The following is a 15,734-nucleotide window of genomic DNA, read 5'->3' as shown; positions in this document are numbered from 1 at the left end:
GGCATTCGGGCCGCCTTTTCTTTGGATACTTTCTTTTGGCGGAGCAAAAGAAAGTATCTCGGTCGTCGGTCCGAGAACCGACATCAAAGAATTCGTCGCGTTAGCGACACCTTATTTTTAAGTTAAACCATAAGGAATCCCACTATGCCTCGTCCCGATAAACACGTATTCGTCTGCACTCAAGCTCGTCCGCAAGGCCATCCGCGCGGCTCCTGCACTGCCAGTGGCTGTGCCGAGGTGATGAACGAGTTCATGAACCAAATTCAAGCGCGGAATCTGTTCGAGAAAATCGGCCTAACCAACACCGGTTGCATGGGGCCTTGCATGCTCGGACCCAGCGTGCTGGTCTATCCCGAAGGCGTCATGTACGGCAAAGTGACCAAAGATGACGTCAAAACCATCATCGATCAGCATTTGTTGGGTGGCGAGCCGGTCGCCGCCTTGGTCGCGCCAGCCGAGGTTTGGTAAACCATGAGTCAGCTCGGCTTTTTTGAAGAACGGGTTTTATTCAGTCCGGATGTGCCGGAAGAGGTGAATAAGCTGTTGCAGATGGCGGTGGCCGCCAGTCATGCCGACAAGCCCTTGGCGGAAAAGTATTTCAGACAGGCGCAAGCCTTGGATGAGAGTTGTCTGCAAACTTATTTTGCCTTGTATAAGTTTTATTTTTACCAAGGCCGGTTGCTGGAAGCCGAGTGTGAAGTGATGGCTGCGCTGAATGAAGCTGCTCGACAGGGGGGATTTCCTGCCGACTACCGGCAATTAGGGCGCGAGTTGGAGCAGTGGGATATGTATGCCAGCGAAGTCGCGCTGTTTTATCTATACAGTCTAAAGGCCTTGGCTTTTATAAAGCTACGGCGGCAATTGGATGCAGAAGCCCAATCCATTCTGGTGTTGATGCGCGCGCTCGATCCGGAAGATCGTTCCGGGGCGTCGGTGATTATGGATTTGGCCGACGCCGTGATGGAGGATGCCGCATGAGTGCCGAGCAGGTCGCAGAACATGTGGCGGCAAGACGGGTTTTTGGGGAGAAAGTCTGCCAACGCATCACTGAAAATATCGTCAAGCTGGGTTTTCCGGTACAAACCGAACTCAGTCTGCCGAAATTTGACAGTGCCGAATTCAGCTTGGTGACCGACCCGTTTACTCAAACTCAGGATCTGGTGGGCTACTGGTACAGCGCCGGTAAACAGCGCATCGGCCAGATCAAATTTCATGGCGACGGCAGTTTTTATGCCGAATATGACGTTGTGCAGCCGCACCCGACCAAAAAGCAGTGGTTTGTCGAAGCGATCAATGCCTGGGGGCAGCAAGACAACATTAAAACCGAAGCAAAATTGCTAGACATCCCGCAATAAGGGGGGGCAATGGCTAATCCAAAACGTTTGTACGAATTGCTGTTGGATTATTGCAGCAGCGATGCCGTGGTGGACAACCTGATGATTGGTTTAGTCTGGACTGTGTGCCAATCCCAGGGCAGGGCTACCGCCGGCTTGGCGATGAGTCCGGGTCAAAGCACGCGCACCTTGCCGTGGTCCGGTACTTTGGTTGGTAAACCGGTGACGGATTTGGCTGCTTGGATTACCGAATGGGAGCCATACAAGGCCACCGTGGCGATGGCAGCGATTAATAGCTGTATTAACGCCCGACCTTTACCGGAATCGGTGGTGCTGGACAGTCACGATGAGCACGCTAATCTGGCGGTGTTCGAGCATTTTTTGCCGCAATTGCAGGCCAAAAACGTGGTGGTGATCGGCCGCTATCCGGGGATCGAACGCTATCAGGACAAGATGAATTTAACCATTCTGGAGCGGCAGCCGTCGGCAGCCGATCTGCCGGATTCCGCGTGCGAGTTTTTATTGCCGCAAGCCGATTGGGTGTTCCTGACTGCCAGCAGCATTCCGAATAAAACCTTTCCGCGTTTGGTAGAGTTGTCCAGTCACGCCAAAACCGTATTGATGGGACCCACCGTACCGTGGCTGCCGCAGTTGCACGAGTTTGGCATCGATTATCTGGCTGGCGTGGAAATTGTCGATCAGAAAGCCTTGTACCACACCGCAGCCCAGGGCGGCGGTGTGCGAATATTTAATAACGGTTTGCGCTATCGCGTCGCGGAATTGGCGCCGCAAAGCAGTATCAGTTGGCTGAAACAACAAATCGCCGACTGTTTCAACGAAAGAACCCAACTCACTGAAGCGATGGAGCAATGGTATCGCGACGGTAATAAGGCGCGTTTCCCGCATTACTCGTTGTTGGACCAAATTAACAGCCGGCTGTCGCGCTTGGATAGCAGCTTTAAATCGTTGTGGGATAGCTGTGCGCCTGGATAAGCAATGAATAACGCAGTACCGGAGGCGTTTCATAGTCACCGATTGTTATTGATGTACAAAGGCGATATTAGCGCACTGACCCTGTTCGCTCAGCAGGCAGGCGGCAGCGTGTGCTTTCCGCAGTCCTTGCCGCCGCTGTCTGTCGCCTTCGATGAGGACGCGACGGTAACTGAAGGAAAAATCACCGTGCATCCGGCAACGCTGATCAGCGCCATCAATCGTCTGCTGGGGTTCGATAACGATTTACTGTATGCCGAAGCCGGTTATAAGGAATACGTCGATACCCCGAGAGGCGTCGTCACCGTCTACATGGCTAGGTTCAAACTATTGGACCCGCCGCATCGCTTGATGCAGACCTTAGGCTGCCAGATGCGCACACTACCGGAACTTCGAGGGCGTCCGCCCGCCGAAATGGAGTTGTTGCGTCGGGCTTACACCAAAATGATGGAGGGCTAATATGTTCGATATTATGGATTTTGGCATTGGTGACTTCACGGGCGATAACGGCTCGGAATCGCCTGCGCCCAACGGTCCGTATATCCCCGAAGCCAGCGAATGCATGCGCTGCGGTATGTGTGTCAGCAGCTGCCCGACCTTTCGGTTGTTCGAAATCGACGCCGAAACGCCCCGGCAGCGCATCCGTACGATCAGCAAAGTCTTGGTGGAGGAGGCACCGATCAGCGCTGAAGAGCGCGCCCATTTGGATAATTGTCTGCAATGCCGAGCTTGCGAAACCGCCTGTCCCAGCCGGATGAGTTACGGCGCCTTGTTCGATCAGGCCAGAGCGAAACTCCAGCAAACCGCTTCGCAGTCCTGGTTAGCCAAGCTGGCGATGTACCTAATAGAACATAAACGTCGGCGGCGTATGCTCTTGCCCCTAATGTCTTTGTATTTGCGTTCGGGTTTGCGAAAACCGCTGAGAGCCAGTGGCTTGCTGCGCAAATTAAAATTGGCCACCGCCGAAAGCTTGCTGAACGAGCCGGCCTTAGGCAGCTTGGCAGGGATTTATCCGGTCGGCAGACGCCAGCGTCAGCGCGGGCGAGTAGCCTTGTTTACCGGTTGTCTGGCGGAACATTTCGACCGCGCCACCCAACGCGCCGCGATCAAACTACTCAATACCATAGGCTATGAAGTCGTGGTGCCGGAAGGCCAAGGCTGTTGCGGAGCGATTCATCAGCACAACGGCTGCTCCGCGCAAGCCTTGAAAGATAAAAATATCGAAGCGTTCTACGAGCTGGAAGTGGACGCGGTGATCTATGTCGCCAGCGGTTGCGGCGCCATGCTGACTGAATATCAAGGTGACGATAGCGAAACCGCCGGGTGGTTTGGCAAACGCTTGCAGGACATCAACGAATTTTTGCTGGCGCATTGGCCGGATAACCTAGAGCCCGCTGCCTCCAATTTAAATGTCGCGGTACACGAGCCTTGCAGCCAGCGCAATGTGTTGAAAAACGGCCGCGCCGTTCACGAGCTGCTGCGGAAAATCCCCGGTTTGAATATCGAAGCCTTGCCGGACAATCAACTCTGCTGCGGTGCCGGCGGCAGCTACATGCTTAGTCATCCCGAAAATGCCCAGCCACTGCGCAACGCCAAGCGCCAAGCCATCGAAGGCTCAGGGGCCGATGTGGTAGTGAGCAGTAATTTTAGCTGCGCGTTTTACCTCAATGCCGATCGCGCCGAAACCGCGCGAAAGCTGGTGCATCCGATCCGCTTGTTGGCCGATAGGGTGTAGTTCTGCGATTGTCTTAAAGCCCGGAGTGATTCGGCCGGGCGCATTGATTTGGGCTATTTTTTTGAGTTCGATATTCGAGCTCGCGTCATTTCAGCCACCACAAACTCTTCTTCCTGAAGATAACAAACTCGCGTGAGACCGGCGGTTAAACCACGAGAACGTTCAGCATTTTCAGACTTGCCGCCGTTGTATACAAAAGATCACCTTCAAGTGATTTTTACAAATATCGCCAGTCGATAAAAGTTGATTAAAAAGTTCAGTAGATTTACAGAGAATTTTGTGATAAAGATTGCAAAAAATTAATCAAGTCCGTCGCAAAGCGAGAATCGTTTTTTGCTGTTAACCTCGGCCGACATGGTCGTTTGGGGGCGTAAGTGTTAGCCCCACAGTCCATCGAGAATAGCCGCGTATTCAGCCCAGTAAGGCGAAATCAAGCGTACGGTTGCCCGGAGACTGTCTATTGTCGGCTGACAAACCTATCACCCTAGCGGCAATGTTAGAGCGTAGCGGACACTTGGTTATATGCCTAAAGCTGTTGATCTTCCCGGCGCTCGCCTGAATGTTGTTTATCTGCGGCTCAACCGCAGCGCGGACAAGCGCTTATCCCAAAATTAAGGTTTCGCAGTAGTTTTAAAGTTTACGTAATCAAGGCACGAATGCATCAATAACTTTCAACACAAATGGAGGGATTATGAAAATCCGTCGACATCTTTGCTGGTTGTACGCTATAGACAGATCAGTTTTGCCGTTACTCATATTTAGCGCGTTGCTGCTGTTGGTTCCGGTGGCGCGCGCGGCCCAGCAAGATGGCGACGACAGGGCGACAGTGCCGCAAGCTCCTAGAATATTATTCCGTAGCGCCCTGGGGCCAAGAACTTCACCTTTCGATCCGCCTACGCAAGACGTCTTTTTTACGGATGGCGGTGCAGGGTTGGATACCGGTTGCACCTTCAATAACGACCCCGGGCACCCGCTGGTAATCAGTGTGGTCATAGACAAGTTTGTGGGTGATGTTGATGCCAACGGTTATCTGGTCAATCCGGCGCCGCTGGTTTCGGCCGGTATTATTCCCGCCACTGTCGACATTATTATGCCTGCTTACGACATTGATGTTAATGGAACGCCACCGCCGGAACGAGATGAAGCGTTGTTCAACGGGCAAAGCCTGGGTTTTTTAACTGGCGACAACAACATTTGGAAGCTGAACAGCTTCAGCGTAGATATTCGTAAAATAAAGTTTCCTTCCCGTCCCGCCAGTGGCGGCAACGTGGTTCCGGTAATCAACAAAGTTCAAATCAATGTTGACACTTTGAGTAGCGGTCGTTGGTGCGCCGCTATCGACTGGGTTGCCTTGGTCATACCGGTGCGGCCTAAACTGGCGCTGGAGCTCAAGGTTATTGACGGCAACAAAATAAGGCAGAATGCCGGCTCTGCGACGATCGACACGATTTACCAGCAGGATTTCGATGCGGCCTGCAATGTGAGTACCCGCATAGGGCCGATTAACGAGTACCCCTTTTCCGGGCCCGCGACTTCAGGACTGTTTGGCTGGTTCAGCGGAGAATCGAAGCTCCGGGCCAAACTCAAAACCTGTCCCGAAAACAGCATCGATCCGCCGGAAATCAAAGCCGATTGGACCACCAGCGGCGGAGGGCCTGGCGGAACCACTACTTGGAACGGTTTCGAAGGCGATGTTACCGTTAAAATGCCGGGTAACGTTGGTAGTTATACCGTGGATTTCACCTATACCGTTAACGGCACACAGAGCCTTACCGCAAGCCGCAAATTGTTTGTCACCAAGGGGACGCCTTTAGGTATTGTCGACCCGCCCCGATTAACTTGGTACGAAAAAGCTACCGATTGGGCTTCGGGTCAATCCGGCGACGATGCCATCATCAAGGGTGTGCTGGACGGCTTATATAGCTTTGGCGGTGCTAATTGGCGATATGGATACTGCAATTTTGTGCCCGGAGCAATTGCCAGCCGGTATGGATGCATCAACGCCTTTGGTGTGCCTATCCCTGTTATTCCCAAATGTATGTGGGAAGAGCTGCTTGTGGATCCAATTACGTGCAACTACTCCGACTGCTATGTTTTTAGCGATGTATTGACCCATATGACTGCTACCCTTGGTGTGAGTGGATTGTCAGCTGTGCCACCGGTAACGGCGCCGGGTGACAATCACTTCATAACTAGCGGTTCACCTTCGCTTGACCCGGCATTTCGCGGTAGTGCCAAACCTCTCGGTGGCGGAGCGTTTGATCGCTACTATTTTTCGAGCCACAGCCTCGTCAAGCGCGGATGGTTTTTTCCGGATTACTACGATGCTACGTTTGATGGAGTCTACGGCAACAAAACTCAATTCATCGCATTCAACCTAACCGGCGCAACCGCAAATGATGCCGGGGGGAGAGAGTATTTTGTTACGTCGGAAGGAGCCAGGGTCTACGACCTTTTCAGCAGCCACTATGACGGTTGGGGCGACTACGAATATACGCTGCCGGCTGCTCCCGCTCCGAGGCTGTTAGCACCGGTGGTCATGGCCATGGTGAGCACTGAGCTGCAACTTCCGGGTACGGCAAGTTTCCGAACGCTGGATAGCAATGGCGACGGCGTATATGAAGGCCTTGCCGCCGATATTGACGTGGAGGTATTGACCGCGGGTACTTACACCATAGTTGGACGGCTGGAAAAAAACCGCAATGTGGTGGCAAACCGGCCGGCTTACGAATCTCAGTTATCTAGTCGCGTTACCTTTGAAGCGAGCGCCACCGGTAGCCGCAAGGTCACTATTGTCTTTTCCGGGGAACTGATTTACCAGTCCGGGCAAGACGGCCCTTATGATCTGGTGTTGAGAGGTAACAACATCAATACTTCCCTGCAAACCCCGGCTTATGATCACCGTTCCTTCGGCGAGATACTGACCGCTATTACCGCAGTCAGCGATCAAGGTATTGATCAAAACAACGACGGCAAGTTCGAAGGGATTCGCGCCGATGTTGACGTGAGTGGGCGCGCGGCCGGCAACTATCGTTTGCTAGGCGCATTGATTAAAAACGGTACAACTTTGGTCAACGCCAATGCAGAGGTCTCCATCGTGGCAGGCCAACAGACTATATCCTTGACTATCCCCGGGTTGCCGCTCAAGCGCTCCGGGCAGGACGGTCCCTATGAAGGCGTTGTGTCGCTGATCGACAGCAACAGTCATACCGTTTCCGACTTCGACTTCGTCACAGCGGCCTATCCGGCCAAGGACTTCGCCTCGGTGATCGAGCCGGTTGGGGCTCAGTCCGATCAAGGTGTCGACAGCAATGGTAACGGGCTTTACGACACCCTCTCCGTCTCCTTTGGCGCGTCGTTCTCCCGTGGTGGTACCTTCCTGCTGACCGGTACGCTCGGTAATGCTGCTGGGACCAACACCGTGTTTAGCGAACAGTTGATCACGGTAACGCCCGGCGTCAGGCAAGTGACGCTTAACTTTGCAGGTCCGGATATTTACGGGCAGCGTATCGACGGACCTTACCGCATAGAGGTTTCACTTCGCGACCCGTCGAGTCAGGAAGTCATCGACCGGCTGGCGCTGCCGGAAGAAACCAAAGGATACCAATATACCGACTTCGATCCGACTCGAAATGTATCGGCGATTACCCTGACTGGTGCTTCGAACGACAACGGTGTTGATACGGATGGAAACGGCTTGTTTAATCAACTTCATGTCGGCGTCGCCGTGAAACTGATAAACAGCGGTACTTACGAATGGAGTGCTCGACTGGTCGATTCGCGCGGTACGGAGATCGGTTTCTATACGAGAAGGGCGTCCTTGAATGCCGGCAACAGCCAAATTGATTTTGTCTTCGATGGCACCCGAATCGGCAAGAATGGTAGAGACGGGCCTTATTTCGTGAAGAGCCTGTTGATGTACGGGACCAACACCAATCTGGTAGCCACCGATGTGGCCGCGACTTCGGCATATAAGGCCAGCGAGTTTGAAGGTTACGTAGCCAAAATGCCGGGCGATATCAACCTCGACGGTAAACTGGATCAGGCCGACGTGGCGTTGTTCCAGCAAAGTCTGGGCAGCGTAGTCGGGGATCCGAAATACAATCCGGACGCGGACCTGGATGGCGACGGACGGGTTACGGTGAATGATCTGCGCATACTTCGCGATTTGATTAAGAAATCCAAACTGTAACGCAATGTAGGGAGCAGCCGGCGTCGTGGCCGCTTCATTTTGTTGATCGAACGAGCATAAACAAACCATGGGGTATTTCATGTCAAAAAAATCAATTCTTTGCGGAATTCTTTTTCTAAGCGGATGCGCATTTTTGCAAACCGCAAGTGCGGCCTTCATTAATTTGACGCCCTCCAGTACGACGGCATTACTCGGCGATACCGTACAGGTGGCAATTTCGGCGGATATTGATGCAACGGAAGCTATCATCGGATTCGGTTTCGACCTGTCTTTGAGTCCGGGCGGGGTATTTGATTTTATAGGGTTTACCCCGGGAGCTCAGTTCGCGGACGACCCGTTAAATCTGGCCCCATTCAGTGATAGCGACGGTATTCGCGGTGCGTCGAACGGCGATTTGTTCTCCGGACCCGGCATTTTCGGAAATGGCATCCTGCTCGGCACGATAGACCTCAAGGCAGTCGGTATCGGGACCGGGATTCTTGGCCTCTTGGCCGACGATCTGAATTTCTTTTTCACGGAAGGACTTATTCCGGAAGACCCAGGATTAGTCAATTTTCTGCCACCGGTTACCGACACAAGTATAAGCGTAAGCGCAAACGGCAATATTCCCGAACCCTCGTTGCTGGCGCTGATTGGCGTTGGGCTGGTGACGATGGCGTTCGCCGTATCGGCCCGGCGAAAGGGCAAGCGGCTGAGAAATGGCTTGCGGGCAATAAGTGCCTATCGTCGATTACCTCGTTCCACAAGCGCTCCAGGATAAGTAAAAAGGTATATCACCCGCTACCGCTGAAAATCCTGGAAACCGAGCGAGAAGGTTTTAGTCCTCGATAACCGCTGCTAAGGACAGATTTTCTTTGATTAGCTACGAAAATATGCACGGCATCGGGACTCCCGGCGTCAAGTCAACAAGAGCCTATGTTTCGACCCCTTGTTGGGTCGGAACGAGGTGACGCGGACGAATCGCTACGCCGAAGGCATAAGCTGTCGTGTAGTTTGTGCCAATTTTTTAGCGGGATGTCCGAAAAAATCCCCTGGCAAAAATAGTGACTTTCCGGGCCATGAGTCTGGAAAAGTGCCAACAATCGGATGCAACCCCATTCCGGAATCTGACAACACTATCTTCAGAAAGCCCCTTCATCCAAAGTTAAGCCGTTCCTAATACATTCTTAATTAAACCCTCAGGCTTTCTCTCATCTTGTCTCGGTAATCTACTACCCAAGCGAATGGCGATTATCAAGCCGTTCGCATCAGGTTGGGTTTCCAGGGACGGTGACCCTTGTCATTGGAAAAAGACGATATAGGGGTTACACACATGCCACTCGGTTTGGGAAATATATTCAACGGGCTTTTTAAACAGTACGGTCACACGGTGATTCTGTTACTGCGCATCATCGATGTCGCCATGTTGTTTGCTGCCGCTTGGGTGACTCATTATTTCTGGTTACGCGAATATGTTATCGATCAGGATTATCGGATCGTTATCGCGCTGGGCATACTCGGCGCCATCATCTTCTTTGAAATAGGCCAGGTATATCGGCCTTGGCGTAACGATGCGATGCGCGGCGAAATTGCCCGTATCGTCAGGGCCTGGATTTCGGCTTTGGTGGCAGTGGTATCCATTGTTGCCTTGGTGCGGATGCATTTTTGGTTCGGTTCCAGTTATCGCTGGATTGCTTCCTGGGGTGTGCTGGGTTTGGTGTTTGTGCTGGTGGCACGCGGGGTGCTGTCGCAAGTTTTACTTTTCTTGCGGGCTCGCGGCTGGTCGCAGGGCCGCATTGTGATGGTCGGTTTGAATCAAATGGCGGTGGCAGTTGCTCGGCAGTTGAATCATTCATCTTGGGCTGGCCTGCAAGTTATCGGTTATGTCGATGATCGCTCAGAAGAGCGGCAGGCAATCAGCGATTACGTCTTGCCAAGATTGGGTACATTAGACGATTTGCCCAGCATTATTTCCAGTCAATCTATTGACGAAGTGTGGGTGGCCTATCAAGGCGAATCCTTGACCGAGCGGGCCCAGTATCAACTGCGTCATCTGCCGGTCAGCATTCGTCTGGTGATCGACTGCTTTGCCTTCAAACAAAGCAAATTCCTTAGCCTGAACACAGTGGCCGGCATTCCAACTTTGGATTTCTCGGTATCGCCATTGCATGGCATCAATCGCTATATCAAAGAAATTGAGGATCGCTTGCTGGCCTTGATTCTGTTGCTGTTGATCAGCCCCTTAATGTTGTTCCTGGCAGTGGGCGTGAAGCTGAGTTCACGCGGCCCGGTGTTTTATCGTCAGGAGCGGGTGGGTTGGAATAATCGTTCGTTCACGATGCTGAAATTCCGCTCCATGCCGGTCGATGCCGAAGCCAAAACCGGAGCGGTCTGGGCCAAGCCCGGCGAGAATCGCGCTACACCATTCGGTGCTTTCCTGCGCAAAACCAGCCTGGACGAACTGCCGCAATTGATCAATGTGTTGCGTGGCGATATGTCTCTGGTAGGTCCACGCCCTGAGCGTCCTGACTTTGTCGAAGTGTTTAAGGATCAAGTCCCCAACTACATGAAAAAACACATGGTGAAAGCCGGCATTACTGGTTGGGCGCAAGTCAACGGCTGGCGCGGCGACACCGATTTGAACCGCCGCATCGAACATGATTTGTATTACATCCAGCATTGGTCGCTGTGGTTCGATCTGGAGATCGCCTTCCGCACTGTGCTGACCGGATTTATCAATAAAAACGCCTACTAAGGAAACGCTTACATGTTTAGATTGATTCCCATCATGCTGATTTTAACCTTGCCCGGTTGTTTCCTGGCGCCGGGCATGGATATGAATACCGATAACGGTCTGACCGAAATCGAGATGCCGATGAAAAAAGACGGGCAATTGGTTAAGGAAAAAGTCCGCATCGTGCCGATTACCGCCGATTTGATCATCGAGCGGGAGAATAACCGTCAGCAGGCCATTAATAGCCTGCCACCTGTAGACCCCAACAAAACCAGCTACCGCATCGGTCCGCAAGATAGATTGCAGATTACGGTCTGGGAGCATCCGGAACTGAACGATCCCGGCGGCGAGAAAATCATGCCGGAACTGGCCGGTAAAGTCGTGGATGAGAACGGTGACCTGTATTACCCCTATGTCGGCAGCATTCACGTGGCTGGTAAAACCGTCAGCGAAGCCCGCGCCGACTTGACCCGCGAGCTGTCCAAGTATTTCAAAAAGGTCAAACTGGATATCCGCGTGCTGTCCTTCCAGGCGCATCGGGTGGCGGTGGTGGGTGAAGTGGTGCGGCCCGGCGTGCAGACCATGAACGAAACGCCTTTAACCGTCGCGGAAGCTATTACCCGCGCTGGCGGTTCTACTAAAGATTCGGATTTTGCCAATGTGGCGCTGGCCCGCGACGGCAAACTTTACAAGCTGGATGTGCAGTCCATGTACGAAAAAGGCCTGACCACCCAGAACCTGCTGTTGAAAGACGGCGACGTGCTGAATGTCGGCGATCAAAAAGACAGCAAGGTATTTGTGATGGGCGAGGCCAATCGCCAGCAAGCCATCCAGATCAACAAAGGCCGGATGACTCTGTCGCAAGCCTTGGCCGAAGCCTCCGGGGTTGATTTCAATACCTCGCGGCCCGGCGATATTTATGTCATTCGCGCCGGCGACATGCATCCGGAAATTTTCCAACTGGATGCCGAATCGCCCGACGCGATGATTCTAGCCGACCAATTTCCGCTGCAAGCCCACGACACGCTGTTCATCGGTACCGCCGGTGTCACGCAATGGTCGCGGGTGCTGAACCAGATTTTACCTGGCTCGTTTACCGCAATCATGTCGCAAGCCGCGATGATGGGGATGTAACCAATGATTTACTCACAAAACGAAGCTACTCCGATCTTGCAGCCGCTGAATCAGTCGCGGATGGCAGAGCCTAGCGTCAGTATTCGCGACTACGTCGATTTGCTGATCGAAGGCCGGAAAACCATTTTTATCGCGCTATGTTCGGTGTTGCTGGTCACCACGGTTTATTTGGTGTTGGCCCCGCGCACCTACAAGGCCGATGCCTTGCTGCGGATCGATAAAAACAAGGCGTTGCTGTCCGCGACGCTGCGCAGCGAAAACAATCAAGCGCCGGCAGAAGCGGAAAGCCCGCGCGCGCAGCGGGAAGTGGAGATTTTACGATCGCGTTCGGTGTTGGGCAAAGTCGTGGATAACCTGAATTTGACCATAGAAACCGAGCCTTACTTTTTTCCGTTGATCGGCGAAACGCTGGCGCGCCGGCACGATGCCCATGACGGTATCGCGGATGCCTGGTGGGGTTTCAGCCGTTGGGCCTGGGGTGGCGAAAAGCTGAAAATTGCCGCGTTCAGCGTGCCGGATCGCTATCTTGAAAAGGAATTTACCTTGATCGCGCTGGAAGCCGGTCGTTTCCAATTAATCGATCCACGCGGCGACGAATTGTTGGCGGGCCAAGTTGGCGAAGTATTGAGTGCCGAAATCGGCGAGAAAACTCCGGTGACCATTAAAGTTGAAACCCTGGAAGCACATCCGGGTACGCATTTCGCATTAACCCGCCGCACCGCGCTGTCGGCTATCGAAACCCTGCAAAAAGCTTTTGCGGTCAAAGAAGTGTCCAAGGACACCGATATTCTGAGCGTGGAATTGAAAGGCCGCGACCCGGAGCAACTGGCCAAATCGGTGAACGATATTGCGGCAATTTACGTGAATGCCACGGTGAATTGGGAGTCGGCGGAAGCCTCGCAAAAGCTGGGTTTTCTGGAAAGCCAGTTGCCCATCGTCAAGGAACGTCTGGAAAAAGCCGAGCAAGGTTTGAGCGCGTATCGCCAGCAACATGGCGCGGTGGACATTTCCGCGGAAGCCGAGATCCTGTTGAAACAGGCTTCGGATATGGAAACCCTGGGCATTCAACTCAAACAAAAATACGACGAACAAAGCCAGCGCTTGGAATCCGAGCATCCGGACATGATCTCTACCAACGCGCAGATCAAACGCGTGAATAACAAGCTGGCGGCTTTGGAAAAGCGCATCAAGGATTTGCCGAAAACCCAGCAAAACATGGTGAGTTTGTCGCGCGACGTGCAGGTCAACACCGAGCTGTATACCTCTTTGTTGAATAGCGCCCAGGAACAACGCATCGCTGCCGCTGGCTCGTTGGGTAATTCGCGCATCGTCGATTTTGCGGTCACGCCGGAAAAACCTTATTGGCCCAAACCGGGCTTGTTGTTGGCGATTGCCGGTCTGTTGGGCTTGAGCCTGGGCTCGGCTTTGATTTTCCTCAGACATTCCTTGCAACGCCACGATAACTATCCGGCCTTACTGGAATATCAAGTTGGTTTACCGCTGTTCGCCGCGATTCCGCACAGCAAAAAGCAGCATAAATTGGGACGCTTGCTGGGCAAGGATAAAGACAACGGCATTTTAGTCAGCCAGGATCCGTTGGATATCTCCGTCGAGTCGCTGCGCGGTCTGCGCACCACGCTGGAAGCCACTTTGGCGCAGCATGAAAGCAAGGTGATCATGGTCAGCAGTCCGGCGCCGGGCATGGGTAAATCCTTTGTCAGCGCCAACTTGGCGGCTTTGCTGGCCAGCATCAAAAAACGGGTGTTGGTGATCGATGCCGATATGCGCAACGGCCGTTTGCACGATACATTTTCGATAGGCAAGCAACCGGGCTTGTCCGATTTGCTGGCAGGCCGGGCCACTCTGGGCGAAGTGATCGTCAGCTTGCCGGATGTGGGAATCGATTTGATCCCGCGCGGCAATATGGTGTTAAACCCGGCCGAATTACTGGTGCTGGGCGAGTTGTCCGAAACCCTGGAGCAACTGAAAAGCTTTTATAACCATATCGTCATCGATTCGCCGCCGATTCTGGGTGCCACCGATGCGGCGATTCTAGGCAAGCACGCCGACGCCACGTTCCTGGTGGTGAAAGAAGGCCGGTACACCGCGCAGGAATTGGAAGTTAGCGCCCGCCGTTTCCAACAAGTGGGCATCAAACCGAATGGCTTCATCATCAACGATATGAAAGAAGGTTCGTCTTACTATCCGTACTACGGTTACGCCTATCAACGCGCCGATCAGGAACCGAAGGACGAATCCTCCTGGAGCGATAAATATCATGCAGTGGGTGACTGGTTGGGCAAGCAGTTGGATAGGGAGTTGTTGCCGGTTCCCGCCGAAACCGACGAGCGGGTTTAACGAGCAACGATGAGACTCCGCTTGGAAAAAGATTTGCCTTTGCTGTTGATTGCACTGGTCGGTGCGTCAACGGTTGCTTCGTTGCCGCAAGTCGAATCGGCTTGGGCCGGTATCAAGGAAGTCTACGGCGAACAGGAAATGGGTTTGCGGATTCTGCGTGAGGCTTTGTTGGGCTTACTGATTGTGTATGCCTGGCTGGAGCCGCGTTTGCGCAACGGGATTTTTACCAGTTCGGTGTTGGCGTTTCTGGGCGTGATTTGTAGCTATGTGTTGTTTGAAGTGGGTTACGCCTTATACCTGGATTTGCCGCTGGTCGTGCCGCTGACCGGCTTGCGGGTGTTCGAATATCTGCCGGTGGCCCTGATCGGCTTTGTCACCAGTCGCTTGGGCGCCGGCGATTACGTGTTGCACAAGTTCGCCAGCTATCTGCGCTATTACCTGGTGTTGCAAACCGGTCTGGCCCTGGCCCAAGCCCTGTGGGCGCCGCCCTTGTTCGGCGTGTCGATGTTGGGCGGTGGCCGGCCGTTCGGCACCTTCGTCAGTCCTAATTTATTCGGGGCGACGATGGCGACTTGCGCGCTGGTGTTTGCCGTGGTGCCCGGCATGCGTCGCTGGTTGGCGCTGAGCGTATTTTTAGCGTTGTTGAGCGGTTCGCGTACCGCGTTTATCAGTTCGCTGTTGGTGGTGTTTTTTCAGGTTTACGCCGCATTGCGGCCGCGCGATCGCTGGGCTTTAGTGATGCCGGCGCCAATTTTGGCGGTAGGCGCGTTGATTTTGGCGTCCAGCCCGTTATTGAGCGGCCGCGACGATGCTGACCCTACCCAGGACGGCCGGATCGACTTGTGGCAAAGAGTGTTTGCCAATCATGTGCACGATCCGATGGATGTATTGTTCGGTTGGGGTTTGGGTTTGAGTTCCAACACCGTCAATCTGCTGTTTGGTGCCGAGTATTTTCCGGGTCAATTCGATTCCGATAGCCTGTATTTGTTCTTGTTGAACGGCTACGGCGTGATCGGCTTGTTGGCGTATCTGACGTTTTTATGGATCACGACACGGATGTCTGTCCACCCCAATAAAGGTCTGGTGACCATGTTTATCTTCGCGGCTGGGCTGACTTTCAATATGTGGGAGTATTTTCCGCAGAATGCCTTGTTGATGTTGTTGTGGGGCATGATGGTAGGTGCCGCGGCGAGAAAGCACGGAGTTGCTTCTTCGGACACCCTGCAAGCACCGGTATCCGCGCAAACCAATTATTCGCAGCATTGGCGATAACCCTTG

At 53.4% G+C, this 15,734-nt stretch carries 12 protein-coding genes; all 12 read left to right on the top strand.

The window, feature by feature from the left end; translation table 11 throughout:
- Positions 1-144 precede the first annotated feature (144 nt).
- The 12 genes from METH11B_RS0110835 to METH11B_RS0110780 all read left to right on the top strand — a co-directional run bounded on the left by METH11B_RS0110835 (position 145) and on the right by METH11B_RS0110780 (position 15,728).
- The gene (locus METH11B_RS0110835; RefSeq protein WP_020484886.1) at positions 145-468 is read left to right on the top strand and encodes a (2Fe-2S) ferredoxin domain-containing protein; all 324 of its coding nucleotides are present in this window, start codon (positions 145-147) and stop codon (positions 466-468) included.
- A gap of 3 nt (positions 469-471) precedes the next feature.
- Positions 472-978 (top strand): hypothetical protein, encoded by a 507-nt coding sequence (locus METH11B_RS0110830; RefSeq protein WP_026602057.1) that lies wholly within the window; start codon positions 472-474, stop codon positions 976-978.
- Entirely contained in the window at positions 975-1,355 is a 381-nt protein-coding gene (locus METH11B_RS0110825; RefSeq protein ID WP_020484888.1) for a hypothetical protein, read from the top strand. The genes METH11B_RS0110830 and METH11B_RS0110825 overlap by 4 nt, the downstream gene beginning before the upstream one ends.
- Positions 1,356-1,364: 9 nt before the next feature.
- Entirely contained in the window at positions 1,365-2,327 is a 963-nt protein-coding gene (locus METH11B_RS0110820) for a DUF364 domain-containing protein (RefSeq protein ID WP_026602056.1), read from the top strand.
- A gap of 3 nt (positions 2,328-2,330) precedes the next feature.
- A complete protein-coding gene (locus tag METH11B_RS0110815; protein ID WP_020484890.1) occupies positions 2,331-2,783 on the top strand; it encodes a hypothetical protein in 453 nt (150 codons plus the stop codon).
- Position 2,784: 1 nt separating this feature from the next.
- Positions 2,785-4,059 (top strand): (Fe-S)-binding protein, encoded by a 1,275-nt coding sequence (locus METH11B_RS0110810; RefSeq protein WP_026602055.1) that lies wholly within the window; start codon positions 2,785-2,787, stop codon positions 4,057-4,059.
- Positions 4,060-4,750: 691 nt separating this feature from the next.
- The gene (locus tag METH11B_RS0110805) at positions 4,751-8,251 is read left to right on the top strand and encodes a dockerin type I repeat-containing protein (RefSeq protein ID WP_026602054.1); all 3,501 of its coding nucleotides are present in this window, start codon (positions 4,751-4,753) and stop codon (positions 8,249-8,251) included.
- A 79-nt stretch (positions 8,252-8,330) separates the two neighbouring features.
- Positions 8,331-9,011 (top strand): PEP-CTERM sorting domain-containing protein, encoded by a 681-nt coding sequence (locus METH11B_RS0110800; protein WP_197026948.1) that lies wholly within the window; start codon positions 8,331-8,333, stop codon positions 9,009-9,011.
- Positions 9,012-9,563: 552 nt separating this feature from the next.
- On the top strand, positions 9,564-10,985 hold the full coding sequence (locus METH11B_RS0110795) for an undecaprenyl-phosphate glucose phosphotransferase (protein WP_026602052.1): 1,422 nt from the start codon (positions 9,564-9,566) through the stop codon (positions 10,983-10,985).
- 12 nt (positions 10,986-10,997) lie between these two features.
- The gene (locus METH11B_RS0110790; RefSeq protein ID WP_026602051.1) at positions 10,998-12,098 is read left to right on the top strand and encodes a polysaccharide biosynthesis/export family protein; all 1,101 of its coding nucleotides are present in this window, start codon (positions 10,998-11,000) and stop codon (positions 12,096-12,098) included.
- Between the two features lie 3 nt (positions 12,099-12,101).
- Positions 12,102-14,456 carry a polysaccharide biosynthesis tyrosine autokinase gene (locus METH11B_RS0110785; RefSeq protein WP_026602050.1) on the top strand — a complete coding sequence of 785 codons (2,355 nt, stop codon included), beginning with the start codon at positions 12,102-12,104 and terminating at the stop codon, positions 14,454-14,456.
- 9 nt (positions 14,457-14,465) lie between these two features.
- Positions 14,466-15,728, top strand: a complete 1,263-nt coding sequence (locus tag METH11B_RS0110780; protein WP_026602049.1) for an O-antigen ligase family protein — start codon at positions 14,466-14,468, stop codon at positions 15,726-15,728.
- Positions 15,729-15,734: the final 6 nt, after the last annotated feature.

The organism is Methylomonas sp. 11b, assembly GCF_000515215.1.
In the GTDB taxonomy this organism is placed as follows: domain Bacteria; phylum Pseudomonadota; class Gammaproteobacteria; order Methylococcales; family Methylomonadaceae; genus Methylomonas.
This window is presented reverse-complemented; position numbering and strand designations above follow the sequence as displayed.